The sequence below is a fragment of the Streptomyces axinellae genome (assembly GCF_039532135.1).
Lineage (GTDB): Bacteria > Actinomycetota > Actinomycetes > Streptomycetales > Streptomycetaceae > Streptomyces > Streptomyces axinellae.
Map to the genome: position 1 here is coordinate 412891 of NZ_BAAARJ010000003.1, position 15452 is coordinate 428342.

The window sequence follows — 15452 nt, forward strand, 5'->3', positions numbered from 1 at the left end:
CAACAGGTACGAGCCCCGCGACAAGTACGAGCCCCACACCGGCCACGCGCCGCACGACAACCACGCGCCGCACGGGCGGCACATGTACAGCCCGGCGCTCCCCCTCAACAGGCGCACCGTACTGGGCACAACGGGGGCGCTCGGCGCGGGTCTCGCGCTGGGGGCGGGGCACCTCCCCGCCATGGCAGCGGACGAGGCGGGCGCGGGGGGCATCAGCACAGCGGAGGCCGACCCGACCAGACCGGCGGCCGAAGCGGTGCGGCGGCTGCTGCCCCGGCACAGCGGCCAGATCAGACTCCAGCACATCGGCGGCCCCGAGCGGTTCACGGTCACCGGGCGGGCGGGCCAGGTCCAGGTCGCGGGAACCGGCCCGGTGGCGCTGCTGACCGGGGTGCACTGGTATCTGAAGTACAGCTGTGACGCGCAGATCTCCTGGTCGGGCAGCCAACTGGACCTGCCGAAGACGCTTCCGGCGCCGAGGTCGCCCCACGCGCAGCGCGCCACCGTGCCGCACCGCTTCGCGCTCAACGACACCCACGACGGCTACACGGCGCCCTACGCCGACTGGGCCCAGTGGGAGCGTTTTCTGGACATCCTCGCCCTGCACGGCTGCAACGAGGTCCTGGTCACCGCGGGCCAGGAGGCCGTCTACCACCGGCTGCTCCAGGACTTCGGCTACAGCGGGGCCGAGGCCCGTGCCTGGATCCCGGCGCCGACCCACCAGCCCTGGTGGCTGCTGCAGAACCTGGACCGCTACGGCGGGCCGATCAGCGCGGAGCTGCTGAAGAAGCGCACCGAACTGGGGCAGCGGATCACGGCGCGCCTGCGGGAGCTGGGCATGCGGCCCGTGCTGCCCGGCTACTTCGGCACCGTTCCCGCCGACTTCGGCGAGCGCAATCCGGGCGGGCGCACCGTCCCCCAGGGCACCTGGAACGGGCTGCCGCGCCCGCCGTGGCTGGATCCGCGCACGGCGGTCTTCCGCAAGGTGGCCGCCGCCTTCTACGCGCACCAGCGGAAACTGTTCGGCGAGGCGGCGCACTTCAAGATGGACCTCCTCCACGAGGGCGGCAACCCGGGCGACGTGCCGGTGAAGGACGCGGCGCGCGCGGTGGAGAAGGCGCTGCGGACGGCGCGGCCCGGCGCCACCTGGGTGATTCTCGGCTGGCAGGACAACCCGCGCAAAGAGCTGCTGGAAGCCCTCACGGACAAGAAGCGCATGCTCATCGTCGACGGCCTCTCCGACCTGGAGCGGATCACCGACCGGGAGAAGGACTGGGGCGGGGTGCCGTACGCGTTCGGCACGATCCCCAACTTCGGCGGGCGCACCACGATCGGCGCCAAGACCCATATGTGGGCGGACCGCTTCACCGCCTGGCGGGACAAGCCCGGGAGCAAGCTGGCCGGCACCTGCTACATGCCGGAGGCCACCCACCGCGACCCGGCGGCGGCCGAGCTGTTCAGCGAGCTGGCCTGGCGCGAGGAGGCCGTGGACCGCGAGAAGTGGTTCGCCGGGTACGCGCGGGCACGCTACGGCGGCGAGGACGCCAGGGCCCGCGAGGCGATGGCGGCGCTGCGCGAGACGGCGTACCGCATCAGCAGCAAGGACGGGCGCCCGCACGACAGCGTCTTCGCCGCCCGGCCCTCGCTCGCCGCCCGCTCGGGCGCCCACCACGCCACCCACACCCCGGCCTTCGACCTGCCGGGGTTCGACGCCGCCTTCGCCGCGCTGCTGGGTGTGGCCGGGAAGCTGCGCGGCGGCGACGCCTACCGCTATGACCTGACCGACCTCGGGCGGCAGGTGCTGGCCAACCGCTCCTGGCTGCTCATCCCCCAGCTCCAGGCCGCCTACCAGCAGGGCGACAGCGCGGCCTTCAAGCAGCTGGCCGCGCTGTGGCTGAAACTGATGGAGCTGAGCGAGCAGATGTCCGGCGGGCACCGGGACTTCCAGCTGGGGCCGTGGCTGGATGCGGCCCGGCGCTCGGCCTCCTCCGCCGAGGAGCGCGCGAAGCTGGAGCGCACGGCCCGGGTGCTGATCACCACCTGGGGCGACAGGCCGACGGCCGACGGCGGCCGGCTGGCCAACTACGCCAACCGGGACTGGCAGGGCCTGATCGGGGACTTCCATCTGCCGCAGTGGAAGGCGTTCCTGGACGACGCGCAGGACGCGCTCGAACAGGGCCGAGAGCCGGAGGACTTCGACTGGTACGCGCGAGAAGAGCCCTGGACGCGGCAGACCAACGACTACCCGATGCGCCCGGCCGCCGACCCGTACGGCATCGCCTCGCGGGTGCACGAGGTGCTCGCGAAGGCCCCGTATCAGGGCTCGCTGACCGTCACCGCCGAGCCGGAGACCGTCGAGCCGGGCGGCGAGAGCACGCTGAGCGTGGCCTTCCGCAACGAGAACGGGCTGCGCGCGACCGGCGCCGTCGATCTGTCGCTCAGCGGCCTGGAGGGAGCCGAGCCGCAGGATCCGACCTCGCTGCCCGGCGTCGGTCCGGGCGGCACGGCGCGGGTGCGCTGGCGGGTGAGCGCGCCCGACCGTCCGCTCTCCGACCCGTTGGAGCCACTGCCCTACGAGGTGCGGGTGCGCTACGGGCCCAAGGGGCAGAAGCGGGTGACCACCGGGCGCGAGGGGCGGCTCTTCGTGGCCGGGCCGCTGCCCGCGAAGGTGCGCACGGTCACCACCAACGCGGCCGTCTTCGGGCACGTGGACGGGCGCTACGCGGTCAACGGCGCCGGGGCCGACCTGTGGAAGGGGACGGCGGAGTTCGGCGCCGTCTGGCGGCCCGGCGTGCTGGGCGACGGCTCCTCGGTGACGCTGCGGGTCGTCTCCCAGGAGGACTCGGGCCCCTGGGCGCGGGCCGGCATCATCGCCCGCGACGACCTGGCGGACGCGAAGGCGGGCGGCTTCCTCGACCTGGCCGTGACCCCGGCCAGCGGGGTGGTGCTCTCCTACGACTCCGACGGCGACGGCTCCCTGGACACCTACAAGCGCGTGACCGGTATCAAGGCCCCCGCCGTGCTGCGGCTCTCCCGCTCGGGCGGCTCTTTCACAGGCGAAGTCTCGACCGACGACGGCAGGACCTGGCGTACTGTCGCAACCGTCGCCGTGCCGGGCGCGTCAGCCAAGCTGGACGCCGGGTTGTTCATGACGGCGGCCAGCGGTGGCGGCGGCGCGCGTGCGACCGTGGAGTTCGACGGCTGGGTGACACGCTAAGTTCTGTCGTCACATTCCCGTTGACGCCCGGAGGGCGGGGCAGACGGGGACCGATGGCGACAGAGCCCGGGCCGCGGCGCAGGGCGAGAGTTCAGGGCAGAAGGCAGAGGATCGTGGCAGAGGACAGACCGCGTGCGACGGTGCAGACACACGAGCTGATGCTCGCCCTGGTGCGGGGCCCGGCGCTCGCGCTGGTCTCCCTGCCGCTGTCGATCGTGCTGTTCGTGCTGTCGGTCGTGGCGATCGTGCTGATCCCGGTGGGGGTCGGCGTGGTCACCACCCCGCTCGCCCAAGGCGGGGTGCGCGCCTACGCGAACCGCAGGCGCAAGCTGGTGGAGCGCTGGAGCGGGCTGGCGGTGCCGGAGCCGTACCGCCCCTTTCCGCTGGACCTGCGCAAGGGGATCGTCGGCCAGGTCGAGCGGTGCACGCTGCTGCTGAAGGACCCGGCGACCTGGCGGGACATGGCGTGGCTGCCCACCGACATGACCGCCGGGTTCACCACCGCCCTGCTGCCGCCCATGCTGCCGCTCAACCACCGGCTCACCAAGGCGATGCTGGAGCCCACCCGGGAGATGCTGCTGGCCCGGCGGGTCGAGCAGCTGTATGAGACGCGGCACGACGCGGTGGACTCCTCGGCCGCCGAGCTGCGCCGCATCGAACGGGACCTGCACGACGGCGCGCAGGCGCGGCTGGTCGCCATGGGCATGAGCCTGGGCGCCATCGAGGCGCTGGTGGAGCGGGATCCGGCGCGCGCGAAGCAGATGATCGCCCAGGCCCGGGAGAACTCGGCGGAGGCGCTGACCGAGCTGCGCGACCTGGTGCGCGGCATCCACCCGCCGGTGCTGGCCGAGCGGGGCCTGCCCGACGCGCTGCGGGCGCTGGCACTGCGGATGCAGATGCCGGTCGCGGAGGACATCGAGCTGGCGGGCCGCTTCGAGGAACCGGTCGAGTCCGCCGTCTACTTCGCCGTCAGCGAGCTCCTCACCAACGCCGCCAAGCACGCCGCCGCCACCCGGGTGTGGCTGGATGTGCTCTACGCGGAGACCGCGTCCGGCCCGATGATCCGGGTCACGGTCACCGACGACGGCAAGGGCGGCGCCTCCCTGGAGAAGGGCACCGGCATGCAGGGCGTGCAGCGCCGCCTCGCCCAGTTCGACGGGGTCCTCGCGCTCAACAGCCCCGAGGGCGGCCCGACCATGGTCACCCTGGAGGTGCCGGCCGTGCCGCTGGACCCCTCCCAGGTGGTCTCCTCCGCCGACCGCGCGGACTGAGGGCGAGCGGGCCCGGGCGACCGGCGGGCGGGGCGCGCGGCTGCGGTCGTGGTGACCGTAGGAACAATGGGTCGTTCAGACCGATGTGACTGCCCGGGACGCAACTTCAGCGGCGGCTCCATGGACACCGTCCAGCACGGTGGACATCGAGCAGGCCGAGGCCACGCTCGTCGAGCACTACGCGAGACTCGTACGCCTCGCCTATCTCGTCCTGCCCCCCGGGATCGGCCGGCACCGCCGGGTGCTGGCGGCGCACGCGCTGACCCAGCGGGCACTGCCCCGCACACGCGTCTCCACCGCGCGGCTGCCGATCCCCGGGCCCCGTACGGGAGTTCCGGGCTGGGCCAGGCCGGATCCGGCCTACGTCTGGCTGCGCCTGTGTGTGCTGCGCGCCGCCCTGGCGGCCCAGCGCACCCGCGGACCGGGCCCCTGCCGACTGCGCGCGCTGCCGCTGCTGCCCGTGCTGCTGCCCTGGGTGCTGGGGCTGCGGCTCTTCCCGCGCGCCGCCGGGAGCGACGAACTCGACCTGGACCACGCGCTGTCGCGGATGTCGGCGGCCGGCCGGGCCTGCTACGTGCTGCGCGCCCTGGAGGGCCTGGCGGGCGCGGATGTGCGGCGGCTGCTGCGCGAGCTGCGGGTGCCGGACCCGGAGGGCGCGCTGGCGGAGGCGGACGCCGTCGAGACGCCGCCCGGCAGCAGGGACGGTTCGCTGCTGGAGTCGGCCGAATTCGACGCGTGCGCGCTCCACGCCCGCCCGACCGACCTGCTGCGCCGCCGCCAGCACAAGCGCGCGGCACTGGCCGCCGGGTTCGCGGCCCTGACCTGCCTGGGGCTGCTGGGCGCGCCCGGCAGCTCCTGGGGCCCCGGCAGCGCGGCGAGACCGCCGTACGCGCGCAACGCCGAGGCACAGCGCGCCCTCGATCCCGGCGCGCTGACCCGGGAGCGGCCCGGCGCCTGGCGGCACGCCTCGCGCGCGGACTTCGCCGCGTGGCCGGCCCGCGGTCCGCTGCGCGGCGACGAGGCACTGCTGCGGCGGGCGCTGGCCACCTGGGCGCACCCCGCGGGTGACGTACGGGTCTCCGCCGTACGCGGCACCCCCGCGGGGCCGCCCCCCGGGCCGCCCCAACTGCTGTACGCGGGACGGCTGGCGGGCACGGCCGTGGTGCTGCTGTACGACGGGCTGCGCGTCGCCCGGTACGCGGAGCCGCTCGACAGGGAGGAGACCGGGAAGGTCGGCGTCGCGCTGGAGCTGGCCCGTACCGCGGGCGCCGGAGCGGCCTCATCCGGTGCGCTGGTCGTCTCGCGCGCCGAGGGCGAGGTGCGCTATCTGACGGCGCCGTGGGTGCGGAAGGCGGCCGTGGTGGACCTGCTGGACCCGGCCGATCGCGGAGGCCGCACGCTGAGCCGGGACCGGGACGGGGTCACCGCGCGGCTGCGCACCCCGGTGACCAACCCGCGCCACTGCGAGAGCTGGCCGGGACTCGCGCTGACCGGCAGCGCGGGCATCGCCCCGGAGACCCAGCTGTACACGGATCTGGGCGAACTGCCCCCGGCCCGGCTGACGGACGGCAGGAAGCGGCGGCCCGCGACGGGCGAGGCGGCGCGCGTCCGGCTGGCCCGTACGGCCTGCCACTTCCCGGCCGTGCTGGCCGGCGGGGTGAAGTCCGTCAACTCCTGGGAGTTCGCGCACCAGCGGCTCCCCGAGGGCGACGGCGAAGCCGCCTGGGTGTGCACCAGGGCCAGCACCTGGCGCGGTACCGGGGCCAGGGTGATGGCCCAGTTCCAGCCCCCCGCGCGCTCCCCCGGCAGGCCGGGCGCCGCGGCCTCCCGCGCCGAGGACACCCCGGCTTGCGGGCCACGCGGACGGGAGGTGGTGTCGGGGGTGCTGTGGAAGTCGAGCAAGGGCCACTGGTATGTGCTCGCGGCGGCCAGCGACGAGGTGACCGGCGTACGCGTACACGGCACGGGCCTGCGCCCCGGCGAGGGCGGCGGCGAAGGAGGCGGAGACGGCCGGGACGGCGAAGGGGGCGGAAACAGCCGGGAAGCCGGGGCGGCCGGCAGCTCCACCGTCATCGGAAGCGGAACCCTGGCGGTACCCGCCGGGCCCGGCGCGCGGGCGGAGCTGTCGGGCAAGCGCGCCGACGGAGCCCGCGTCCCGCCCCTCGGCTGACGGCGCCCCGGGGGCCGCCCTCCTCCGCCGGGCCGGGCTCTCCCCCGGCTCCCGCGCACCTCCGTACAGCGGTGGGCAGTGCGGCGGTGACGGCTACCACCGCTGCGGCGAGCGCGAAGGACAGCGCGAGCCCCTTGACGGGATCGTCGCGGAACGCGGCGCCGCCGATGAGGCCGATGGCGGTGCTGGTGACGGCCCATATGCCGCTGCCCAGCGCGTCCAGTGCGAGAAAGCGGCGCAACGGGAAGCCCACGGTGCCGGTGACCAGGCCGGAGGTCACCCGGCCACCGGGCACGAAGCGCGCCGCGACGATCAACGTGGTGGCGTGCCGGGCGACCATGGTCCGGCCCCATGCCCAGCGCTGTCCGCCGCGCTCGCCGCGCAGCAGCCGGGCCACCGCCCTGGGCCCGAACCGGCGGCCCGCCCCGTAGCTGAGGCAGTCGCCGAACAGCGCGCCGGTGGCGGCGACGGCGGTGAGCAGGGCGAGGTCAGGGGGGTGGGGGCCGAGCAGCACGGCCGCCGTGACGACGGTGGTCTCGCTCGGCATGAAGGGCACCAGGGCGTCCAGGCCGGCCACCAGGAAGACGACCAGCCAGAGGTACGGAGAGTCGAGGCCGTCGTGCGCGAGGGCTGTCAGTGTGCCGAGCCAGTCACCCATGGGCGGGCAACTCCCTTCCGTGGACAGCGCGTTGGGCGGCGGCGGCCAGGGTCCGGCGGTCGGTGCGGCCCAGCAGCGCAGGGTGTGGCGTGACGTGGACGGTGAGCCCGCTGGCGCCGGCCACCCGGCGCAGACTGGCGCCGAAGGTCTCCTCGCCGAGGAAGGCGGCACAGGTGCTGGGGGCGCCGTATTGGCGGTAGGAGAGCGTCACCGGGCGCACGGGCGCGCCCGCGTCGATGGCCGCTTGGAAGACGGCGCGCCGGAACCGTCCGCCTGCGACGGTGCACCAGGTCGTGGCCTGCGGGAAGGTCAGCACGGAGTGGCCCGCGCGGAGCAGGCCGGCCACACCGGCCACAGCCGAGGGCAGTTGGCGGAGGTTCTCGCGGTCGATGAACCGGGTGCCCAGGCGTCCCGCCAGCGCGCCGACGACCGGCCACCAGCGCACTTCCCGCTTGGCGAGCGGGGTGGCCGGTTCGACGGCCAGCAGGGCGAGGACGTCGATCCAGGAGATGTGGTTGGCCACGATCAAGGTGCCCACGCCGGTGCGGGTGGCCGCATCCGGGCGCGCACCCGTATGCGTACCCGTGCTCGTGTGCTCGCCGCCCGCGTCCGTACCGGGGACGCTCAGCCGCGCGGACGTGGCTTCCAGGCGGATGCCGAGGGCCGCGAGCGCGCCGTGGGCCTGGGCGCGCAGCACCTCGGGGGCGGCCAGCGCCGCGCCGCGCAGGGCGACTCGGGCCAGCGTGGCGGCCAGCGCCGCGTAGCGGCGGGCGACATCGCAGGGGCGGGCCCGCAGCGTGGGAGGGGCCGCGCAGCGCGGGGTGCACGGGGCGTGCACGGACCAGGGGTGGGCCAGGGCGGTCATCGGTCCTCGTTCAGGAAGAAGCGGCGGTGACGGTCGCTGAGCCTCTCCAGGTCCAGGAGGACGAAGAAGTCGGCGACGTCGAACTCCGGGTCGTGGGCGGGCGCGCCGCACATCCACGCGCCGAGCCTCAGATAGCCGCGCAGCAGTGGGGGCAGGGCCGCGTAGGCGGGGTATTCGGGGTGGTGCGCGGTCGGCTCCGCGGGCGTCCACGGCCGCCGGGGGTGGACGCGCAGCTCGGGCGGCGCGGCGTGCCGGGAGGTGCCCAGCAGCCAGGCCGCCGCGGCGGAGGCGCCGCCGTCGGACAGCGGGACGGAGGCGCAGCCGGCCAGGTAGCGGTGGCCGGAGAGCAGGGCGTAGCGGGCAAGTGCCGACCACATGAGGTTGATCACCGCGCCCGAGCGGTGTTCGGGGTGCACGCAGGAGCGGCCCGCCTCGACCGTGGAGGGGCGCAGCGCGTGCAGCGCCCGCAGGTCGAACTCGCTGTCGGAGTAGGAGTGCTGGGCCCGGCCCGGCGGGATGAGGCGGTAGGTGCCGACCACGTCGCCGGTGGCGGTGTCGGTGACGATCAGGTGGTCCGCGAGGTCGTCGTAGGCGTCGATGTCGTGGCCGGGCAGGGGCGTGCGCAAGGTCGCGCCCATCTCCTCGCCGAAGACTTGGTGGCGCAGGCGTTGCGCGGCGCGTATGTGCTCTTCGCTACCGGCGATGGAGGCGGCGTAGGGGCGGTGGCGGCGGGCGGCCGGTGAGGTGGTGGCGGGGGTCGAGAGCGCGGAGCTCGCAGAGGACGCAGAGGACGCAGAGGACGCGGAGGACGCAGAGAACATGGCGGTATCCCTTTCGGTCGTTCTTCGGTGGGTTGGCGGGCACGCCGACGGGCGCCCGGCGCCGTATCGGGGCTGCGCCGCCACGGACTTGACGTCCCGTCAGGCCGCGTCGCGGAGCTCCGACGTGCAGCACTCGACGCTGCCGCCCGCTTTGAGGAGTTCGGACAGCTCGACGCCGATCGGCTCGTATCCGCGCTCCTTGAGGGCGGCGGCGAGGCCGGTGGCCGTGTCGGGGAGGAGCACGTGAGGGCCGTCGGAGAAGGCGTTGAGGCCGAAGACGGCGGCGTCCTCGTCGGTCGCCGGCAGGGCGCCGGGGAACATCTCCGCCAGCGCCGCCCGGCTGCCCGGCGAGAACGCGCCCGGGTAGTACATGACGTCGGCCGCGCCGTCGTCGCCATCGCCGAGCACGGCCAGCGCCGTGTCCAAGTGGTAGAAGCGGGGATCGACGAGGGTCAGGCCGGTGACGGGGAGGCCGAAGAACTCCTGGGCCTCGGCGTGCGAGCGCGGGTCCGTACGGAATCCGGTGCCCGCCAGGAGGCGGCGGCCTGCGAGGAGGTAGGTAGTCGCCCTCCCCTTCGTTGATGTGCTCGGGCCAGTGGGTGTGGCGGAAGCCGTGTTCCTGGAGCCAGGAGAGGTACAGCGGCCCTTCGCCGGTGCGCTGCGCGTGCCGGAACCGGGCCGCGAGCACCCGGCCGTCCACAACGGTGGCGCCATTGGCCGCGAAGACCATGTCGGGCAGCCCGCCGACCGGCTCGATCAGCTCGACACGGTGGCCGAGGTCCCGGTAAAGGTCGTGCAGGCGCTCCCACTGGGCGAGGGCGAGGCCGCCGTCGGTCGGCTTCCCGGGCTCCATCCACGGGTCGATGGAGTACGTGACGTCGAAGTGGCCGGGCCGGCACGTCAACAGGCGCCGCGGGCGGGCGGTCTTGGGCATGCAGCGTCCTTTTTCGCGAGGGTGCGACACGGGGCGGCCGGGTGCCCGGCACCCCTGGCTGATCAAGGACTCTAGGAAGCGGCCCGCCCGTGGACATTGCGCCTTCGTCAACGGCCGGCCTGCACTTTCGTCGGGTGGGCAGGCCCGGCCCACGAGGTAGCGTGGTGGCCGCCCGCGCGCCTACAGGCGTGCCAAGGGCCACGAGGCAGGGGCGGGGGACTGCATGATCCGAGTGCTGCTGGCGGACGACGAGGCGATGATCCGGGCCGGGATACGGGCCATCCTCGGCGCGGCCGACGACATCGAGGTCGTCGCCGAGGCCGACGACGGCCGCCAGGCGGTCGAACTCGCCCTCAGCCACCGCCCGGACCTCTGCCTCCTCGACATCCGCATGCCCCGCCTCGACGGGCTGCGCGCCGCGGCCGAACTGCGCCGCGCAGCCCCCGACATCGCCGTGGCGATGCTCACGACCTTCTCGGAGGACGAGTACATCGCCGCCGCGCTGGGCTCGGGCGCCTCCGGCTTTCTGCTCAAGTCCGGCAACCCCCGCGAGCTGATCGCGGGCGTCCAGGCCATCGCCGAAGGCGGCGCGTACCTCTCCCCCGCCGTCGCCCGCCGCGTCATCAGCCACCTCGGTGCCGGGCAGCTCGGCAGGCGGACCACCGCCCTCGGCCGCGCCGAGCAGCTGACAGCCCGGGAGCGCGAGGTACTGGCGCTGGTCGGGGCGGGGCTGTCCAACGCCGAGATCGCCCAGCGGCTGTCCGTCGTCGAAGGCACGGTGAAGGCGTACGTCAGCCAGATCCTCGCCCGGCTCGGCCTCAAGAACCGGGTGCAGGCGGCGATCCTGGCGTACGAGGCGGGACTCGTCCCCGAGGCCCCCGGCTAGGGTCTCTCCCGGCGGCCCTCACGCGCGCTCCGTGCACGAGGCGGGGAAATGTCCGGCGGGTCGGCGGCGCGTGAGGGGAGAACCGCTGGGCGGGCGGCGGCCGTTCAGGGAGCGGCGGTGGTGACGTCCACCTCCGTGATGGCCGCGTCGGGGTGCCGCGCCCCCGTCAGTACCTTGTCCTGTCCGGTGTCGCCGAGGAGGTAGCGGCGGAAGAAGGCACCGAGGTAGGTGGCGGCGACATGGCGCTGCTGCGGCTCGGTCAGCTGCCTGGCCGGTGCCGCGTCCTCATGGTCGGTGCACTGCCCGGGGTGTCCTTTCACCGGCGTGGCATTGTCGGATGCCGCGACCTGACGGCTGTGCGGTGACCACTGCGTGTTGAAGTAGTGGAGCTGCGCCCGCACGGCAGCGTTGTCATCCCCCGACAAGGCGGCGGCGTTGATGCCGTTGTCGGCCGCCTGCCAGGTGACCCTGTGGTTCGCCCCGTGGACGGCGAACCGGTAGAAGCCGGGCCCACCTGTCCGTCGCACGTTCCCCGAATGGCCGCGAAGGGGTCCGGTTCCCCTTCGCCGCGTCGGCGGCGAACGAGAACGCCTCACCGCCCGGCGGGCCGTCAGCCGGGCATCCGGCTCTTCGCGCGGTCCGCTGGATCGGACGGGGTATTCGAGGTATTCGAGGTGTTCACTGAACTCCCGTCATGGTTCTCCCCCTACTTTCGGCAGGGGCGCCGGACCGTGAGCTTCGGCGATGCTGGGGGCATGCGCAGCGAGCACGGCAGCGAGCACGGCAGCGAGCACGGCGAGATATTCCGCAGCGGCCTCCCCGGCCCGCCCCGCGGGCGGCGCAGCCGGCTCTACGACCTGGGGCTGTGGCTGATGGTGTGCGTACCGCCGGTCGTGGAGGCGCTGTCGCGGCCAGGGTGGCCGCTCGCCCTGGCGGCCACGGGGGTTCCGTCGTTGGGCGCCGCGGTCGTGGCCGGGCGACGGTGGCCGCTGGGGGCGCTGGCCGTGCCGGTGGCGCTGGCCCTGGCCCGGGACATGGAGCTGGCCGCGCCCGAATACTGGCCCGCGCTGGTGGCGTTCGGCTATCTGTCCGGATGCCGGATCGCGGCGGCCCGCCCGGCGCTCTGGTTCTTCGCCGCCGTCGCCCTGGCCGGACTGCCGCTGAGCCTGGTCGTGGCCCGCGACCCGTGGGACTGGCCTCAGCAGCTGCTGACGCTGCTGTTCACCGTAGGCCTGCCCTGGCTGCTGGGCCGCTTCCGCCTCCAGTACACCGAACTGATGCGGCGGGGCTGGCAGTTGGCCGAGCGGATGGAGCGCGAGCAGCGGGCCGTCGCCGACCGCACCCGCATCCGCGAGCGGTCCCGTATAGCGGGCGACATGCACGATTCGCTGGGCCACGACCTGACGCTGATCGCCGTACGGGCCGCGGCCCTGGAGGTCGATCCGACGCTGGATGAGCGGCAGCAGGCTGCCGCGGGCGAACTGCGGGACGCCGCGGCGACCGCGACCGCGCGGCTGCGGGAGATCATCGGCGTGCTGCGCGCGGACGACGAGCAGCCGCCGACCATCCCTTCGGGGGAGAGCGTCGCCTCCCTGGTGGAGCGGGCGCGCTCCGCGGGGCTCGCGGTCTCGTTGGAGGAGCCCGGGGAGACGGGCGGCCTGCCGCCCATGACCACCTTCGCCGCGCACCGCGTCGTCCAGGAGTCGTTGACGAACGCCGCCAAGCACGCGCCGGGCGCAGCGGTGCGGGTCCGCCTCGTCCGGGGCGGGCCTCCGGAGGGCGGCGGGGCGGGAAACCGCGCGCCCGACGGTGGGCCCGCGTGGCTGAGGGTCACCGTGGCCAACGGCCCGGCCCCGGCGGCAGCGGTTCCCACGGGGGTGGCCTCGGGCGGCACCGGGCTGGTGGGGCTGGACGAGCGGGTGCGGCTGGCGGGCGGTGTGCTGCGCGCCGGGCCCACTCCGGAGGGCGGCTTCGAGGTCGCCACAGCGCTGCCGACCGCCGCCGACGCGTGGCCGCGCGCCGCCACACCCCGACCCACCGCCTCGACACGGGAGTTGACCCACGCCCGGCAGCAAGTGCGGCGGCGCCTGCGGCAGACCGTCGTCGCGCCGCTGGCGGTGCTGGCCGGGATCGCGCTGCTGATGCTCCCGATCAGCCTCGTCAACGCGTCCTTCTCGGTCCTGGAGAGAGGGGACTACGAACGGCTGGCGGTCGGCGAGGCGCGCGGCGACGTGGAGGCGCGGCTGCCGTACTTCACCAAGGACGGCCCGCCGGACGGCGCCCCGCCCGCACCCGAGGGAGAGGCGTGCGTCTACTACAGCGTGCGAGGGGATGCCCTCACGGCCTACCGGCTGTGCTTCGCCGACGGGCGGCTCGCCTCCAAGGCGGTGGTGGACCCCCAGACTTCGTCCGGGGGGACCCCCGTACGCCAGCCCTCCCCGTAGGTTTCCGGTCCTTTGAGCCCTCTTACGCAAGGACACGGCGCCCAAGGGTCCGGAAGGCGACGTCCAGGAAACATGAGGGCGCCCAAAGGTTCGGATCGGGGGCTCCCAGGGGAGCAGAGCCCCGCACGGAGGCTGGGGGAGGAACCGGCCCGACGCCCGGCCGGTGAGGTCAAGGGGGGTTGGGGGCGAAGCCCCGGCATCCGCCGCGCGGGAACGTCACGGCGCGGCAACCCCCCAGAAATACCTTGCGGTAAATTTCTGCAAGGAATGGGTCAACTTCCGGAAGCCGAGTAACCCGGGAGTCGGGCTCCCAGTTGAGCCCTGGACCGTGCCACCCGTGCCCGCCGTGATTCCCCGACCCGCCCCGGGTCCCGCCCGAGAGGGAAACCTCATGACCCAGCACGCCGTCAGCTCCCTTCCCGCACCCGCAGGCTGCCCGGTTCCCGACACCCCGACCCTCGGCTGGTGGCGCGATGCCGTCATCTACCAGGTGTACGTCCGCTCGTTCGCCGACAGCGACGGGGACGGCATCGGCGACCTGCCCGGCGCCCGGCAGCGGCTGCCCTATCTGGCGGGGCTCGGTGTGGACGCGGTGTGGCTCACCCCGTTCTACGCCTCCCCGCAGGCCGACGGGGGCTATGACGTCTCCGACTACCGCGCCGTCGATCCCCGGTTCGGCGACCTCGCCGACGCCGAGAGCTTCATCGCCGAGGCACACGGCCTGGGCCTGCGCGTCATCGTGGACATCGTGCCCAATCACACCTCCGACCAGCACGCCTGGTTCCGTGACGCGCTCGCGGGCGACAAGGCGGCCCGTGCCCGCTACCACATCCGGCCCGGCCGGGGGGAGGCACGTCAACTGCCCCCCAACGACTGGGAGTCCGTCTTCGGCGGCCCCGCCTGGAGCCCCCTGCCGGGCGACGAGGGGCTGTGGTACCTCCACCTCTTCGCCCCCGAACAGCCCGACCTGGACTGGGAGAACCCGCAGGTACACGCCGAGTTCGACGCCGTCCTGCGGTTCTGGCTGGACCTGGGCGTGGACGGCTTCCGCATCGACGTGGCACACGGCATGGTCAAAGCGGCCGGGCTGCCCGACATCGGCCGCAAAGAGCAGGCCCGCATGATCGGCGCGCAGCGGCTGCCGTTCTTCGACCAGGACGGCGTCCACGAGATCCACCGCTCCTGGCGCCGACTGCTGGAGTCCTACGGCCCCGACCGGATCGGCGTCGCCGAGGCGTGGGCCCCCAGCGCGGAGCGCCTGGCGCTGTACGTGCGCCCCGACGAGCTGCACCAGGCGTTCAACTTCCAGTTTCTGCGGGCCGGCTGGGAGGCGCGGGAGCTGCGCGAGGTGATCGAGGAGTCCATGTCCGCGACCACCCGGGTGGGCGCCCCGACGACCTGGGTGCTCTCCAACCACGACGTCGTACGCCACCGCACCCGCCTCGGCAGCCTGGAGCGCGCCCGCGCCGCCGCGCTGCTGATGCTCGCCCTGCCCGGCTCGGTCTACCTCTACCAGGGCGAGGAGCTGGGCCTGCCCGAGGTGCGGGAGCTGCCCGACGAGGCGCGGCAGGACCCCGCGTTCTTCCGGGCCACGGCCGCCGGGGACCAAGCCGGCCAGGACGGGCTGCGCGACGGCTGCCGGGTACCGCTGCCCTGGGACACCGAGGGCCCGTCCTGCGGCTTCGGGCCGGGGGACAGCTGGCTGCCGCAGCCCGCCGAGTGGCGCGGGCTGTCCGTGCAGGGCCAGACCGGCGACCCGGACTCGACGCTGGAGCTGTACCGCACCGCGCTGCGGCTGCGGCGGCGCCTGCCGGGTCTGGGCGACAGCGCGATGGAGTGGCTGACGGCGCCCGAGGGCGTGCTGGCGCTGTCGCGGCCGGGCCTGGTGTGCGTGGTCAACACCCGTGACAGCGCGGTGGAGATGACGGTCCCGGGCCGGCTGCTGCTCTCCTCGGCCCCGCTGGACCCGGCGGACGGCGCGGCCCCCGTGGACGGCCCGAACGCGACGGCGGCCGCGGTCCTCCCGGCAGCCGCGACCACAGCGCGCCCAGCGCACCCGGTGGACGCAGGGGGCGCAGCGAAACCAGCGGGCGCCGCGGACCCGGCGAACGCGGCGGCGAGGCTGATCCCGGCGAATTCCTGCACTTGGTGGGCAGCGTGATGCACTGCCGGTAAGGTCCAGTCCT

At 74.4% G+C, this 15452-nt stretch carries 10 protein-coding genes and 1 pseudogene; 6 read left to right on the forward strand and 5 right to left on the reverse strand.

Annotation, left to right across the window (positions count from 1 at the left end; all coding sequences use genetic code 11):
- Positions 1 to 82: 82 nt before the first annotated feature.
- The 3 genes from ABD339_RS06320 (at position 83) to ABD339_RS06330 (ending at position 6658) form a co-directional block, all read left to right on the forward strand.
- Entirely contained in the window at positions 83 to 3217 is a 3135-nt protein-coding gene (locus ABD339_RS06320; protein WP_344563123.1) for an alpha-N-acetylglucosaminidase, read from the forward strand.
- Between the two features lie 113 nt (positions 3218 to 3330).
- Positions 3331 to 4488, forward strand: coding sequence for a sensor histidine kinase (locus ABD339_RS06325; RefSeq protein WP_425575901.1), 1158 nt, complete (start codon positions 3331 to 3333; stop codon positions 4486 to 4488).
- 139 nt (positions 4489 to 4627) lie between these two features.
- Positions 4628 to 6658 (forward strand): hypothetical protein, encoded by a 2031-nt coding sequence (locus tag ABD339_RS06330; RefSeq protein WP_344562989.1) that lies wholly within the window; start codon positions 4628 to 4630, stop codon positions 6656 to 6658.
- On the opposite strand, the gene ABD339_RS06335 is transcribed toward ABD339_RS06330, so the two are convergent.
- The 4 genes and pseudogenes from ABD339_RS06335 to ddaH form a co-directional block, all read right to left on the reverse strand.
- Positions 6558 to 7316 carry a DedA family protein gene (locus tag ABD339_RS06335; RefSeq protein WP_344562991.1) on the reverse strand — a complete coding sequence of 253 codons (759 nt, stop codon included), beginning with the start codon at positions 7314 to 7316 and terminating at the stop codon, positions 6558 to 6560. The genes ABD339_RS06330 and ABD339_RS06335 overlap by 101 nt on opposite strands.
- Complete coding sequence (locus ABD339_RS06340; protein ID WP_344562993.1) at positions 7309 to 8181, reverse strand: lysophospholipid acyltransferase family protein; 873 nt, start codon at positions 8179 to 8181, stop codon at positions 7309 to 7311. Before ABD339_RS06340 ends, ABD339_RS06335 begins: the two co-directional genes overlap by 8 nt.
- Positions 8178 to 9002, reverse strand: a complete 825-nt coding sequence (locus tag ABD339_RS06345; protein ID WP_344562995.1) for a GNAT family N-acetyltransferase — start codon at positions 9000 to 9002, stop codon at positions 8178 to 8180. The genes ABD339_RS06340 and ABD339_RS06345 overlap by 4 nt, the downstream gene beginning before the upstream one ends.
- Before the next feature lie 99 nt (positions 9003 to 9101).
- Positions 9102 to 9936: pseudogene (ddaH, locus tag ABD339_RS06350) on the reverse strand (dimethylargininase).
- Positions 9937 to 10159: 223 nt separating this feature from the next.
- On the opposite strand from ddaH, the gene ABD339_RS06355 reads away from it, so the two are divergent.
- Positions 10160 to 10822, forward strand: coding sequence for a response regulator (locus ABD339_RS06355; protein ID WP_344562996.1), 663 nt, complete (start codon positions 10160 to 10162; stop codon positions 10820 to 10822).
- A gap of 104 nt (positions 10823 to 10926) precedes the next feature.
- On the opposite strand, the gene ABD339_RS06360 is transcribed toward ABD339_RS06355, so the two are convergent.
- Entirely contained in the window at positions 10927 to 11349 is a 423-nt protein-coding gene (locus ABD339_RS06360; RefSeq protein ID WP_344562997.1) for a hypothetical protein, read from the reverse strand.
- Between the two features lie 228 nt (positions 11350 to 11577).
- Between ABD339_RS06360 and ABD339_RS06365 the strand changes: the two genes are divergently transcribed.
- Together ABD339_RS06365 and ABD339_RS06370 are read left to right on the forward strand one after the other, a co-directional pair.
- A complete protein-coding gene (locus ABD339_RS06365) occupies positions 11578 to 13266 on the forward strand; it encodes a sensor histidine kinase (RefSeq protein WP_344562998.1) in 1689 nt (562 codons plus the stop codon).
- A gap of 391 nt (positions 13267 to 13657) precedes the next feature.
- The gene (locus tag ABD339_RS06370; RefSeq protein ID WP_344563000.1) at positions 13658 to 15427 is read left to right on the forward strand and encodes a glycoside hydrolase family 13 protein; all 1770 of its coding nucleotides are present in this window, start codon (positions 13658 to 13660) and stop codon (positions 15425 to 15427) included.
- Positions 15428 to 15452: the final 25 nt, after the last annotated feature.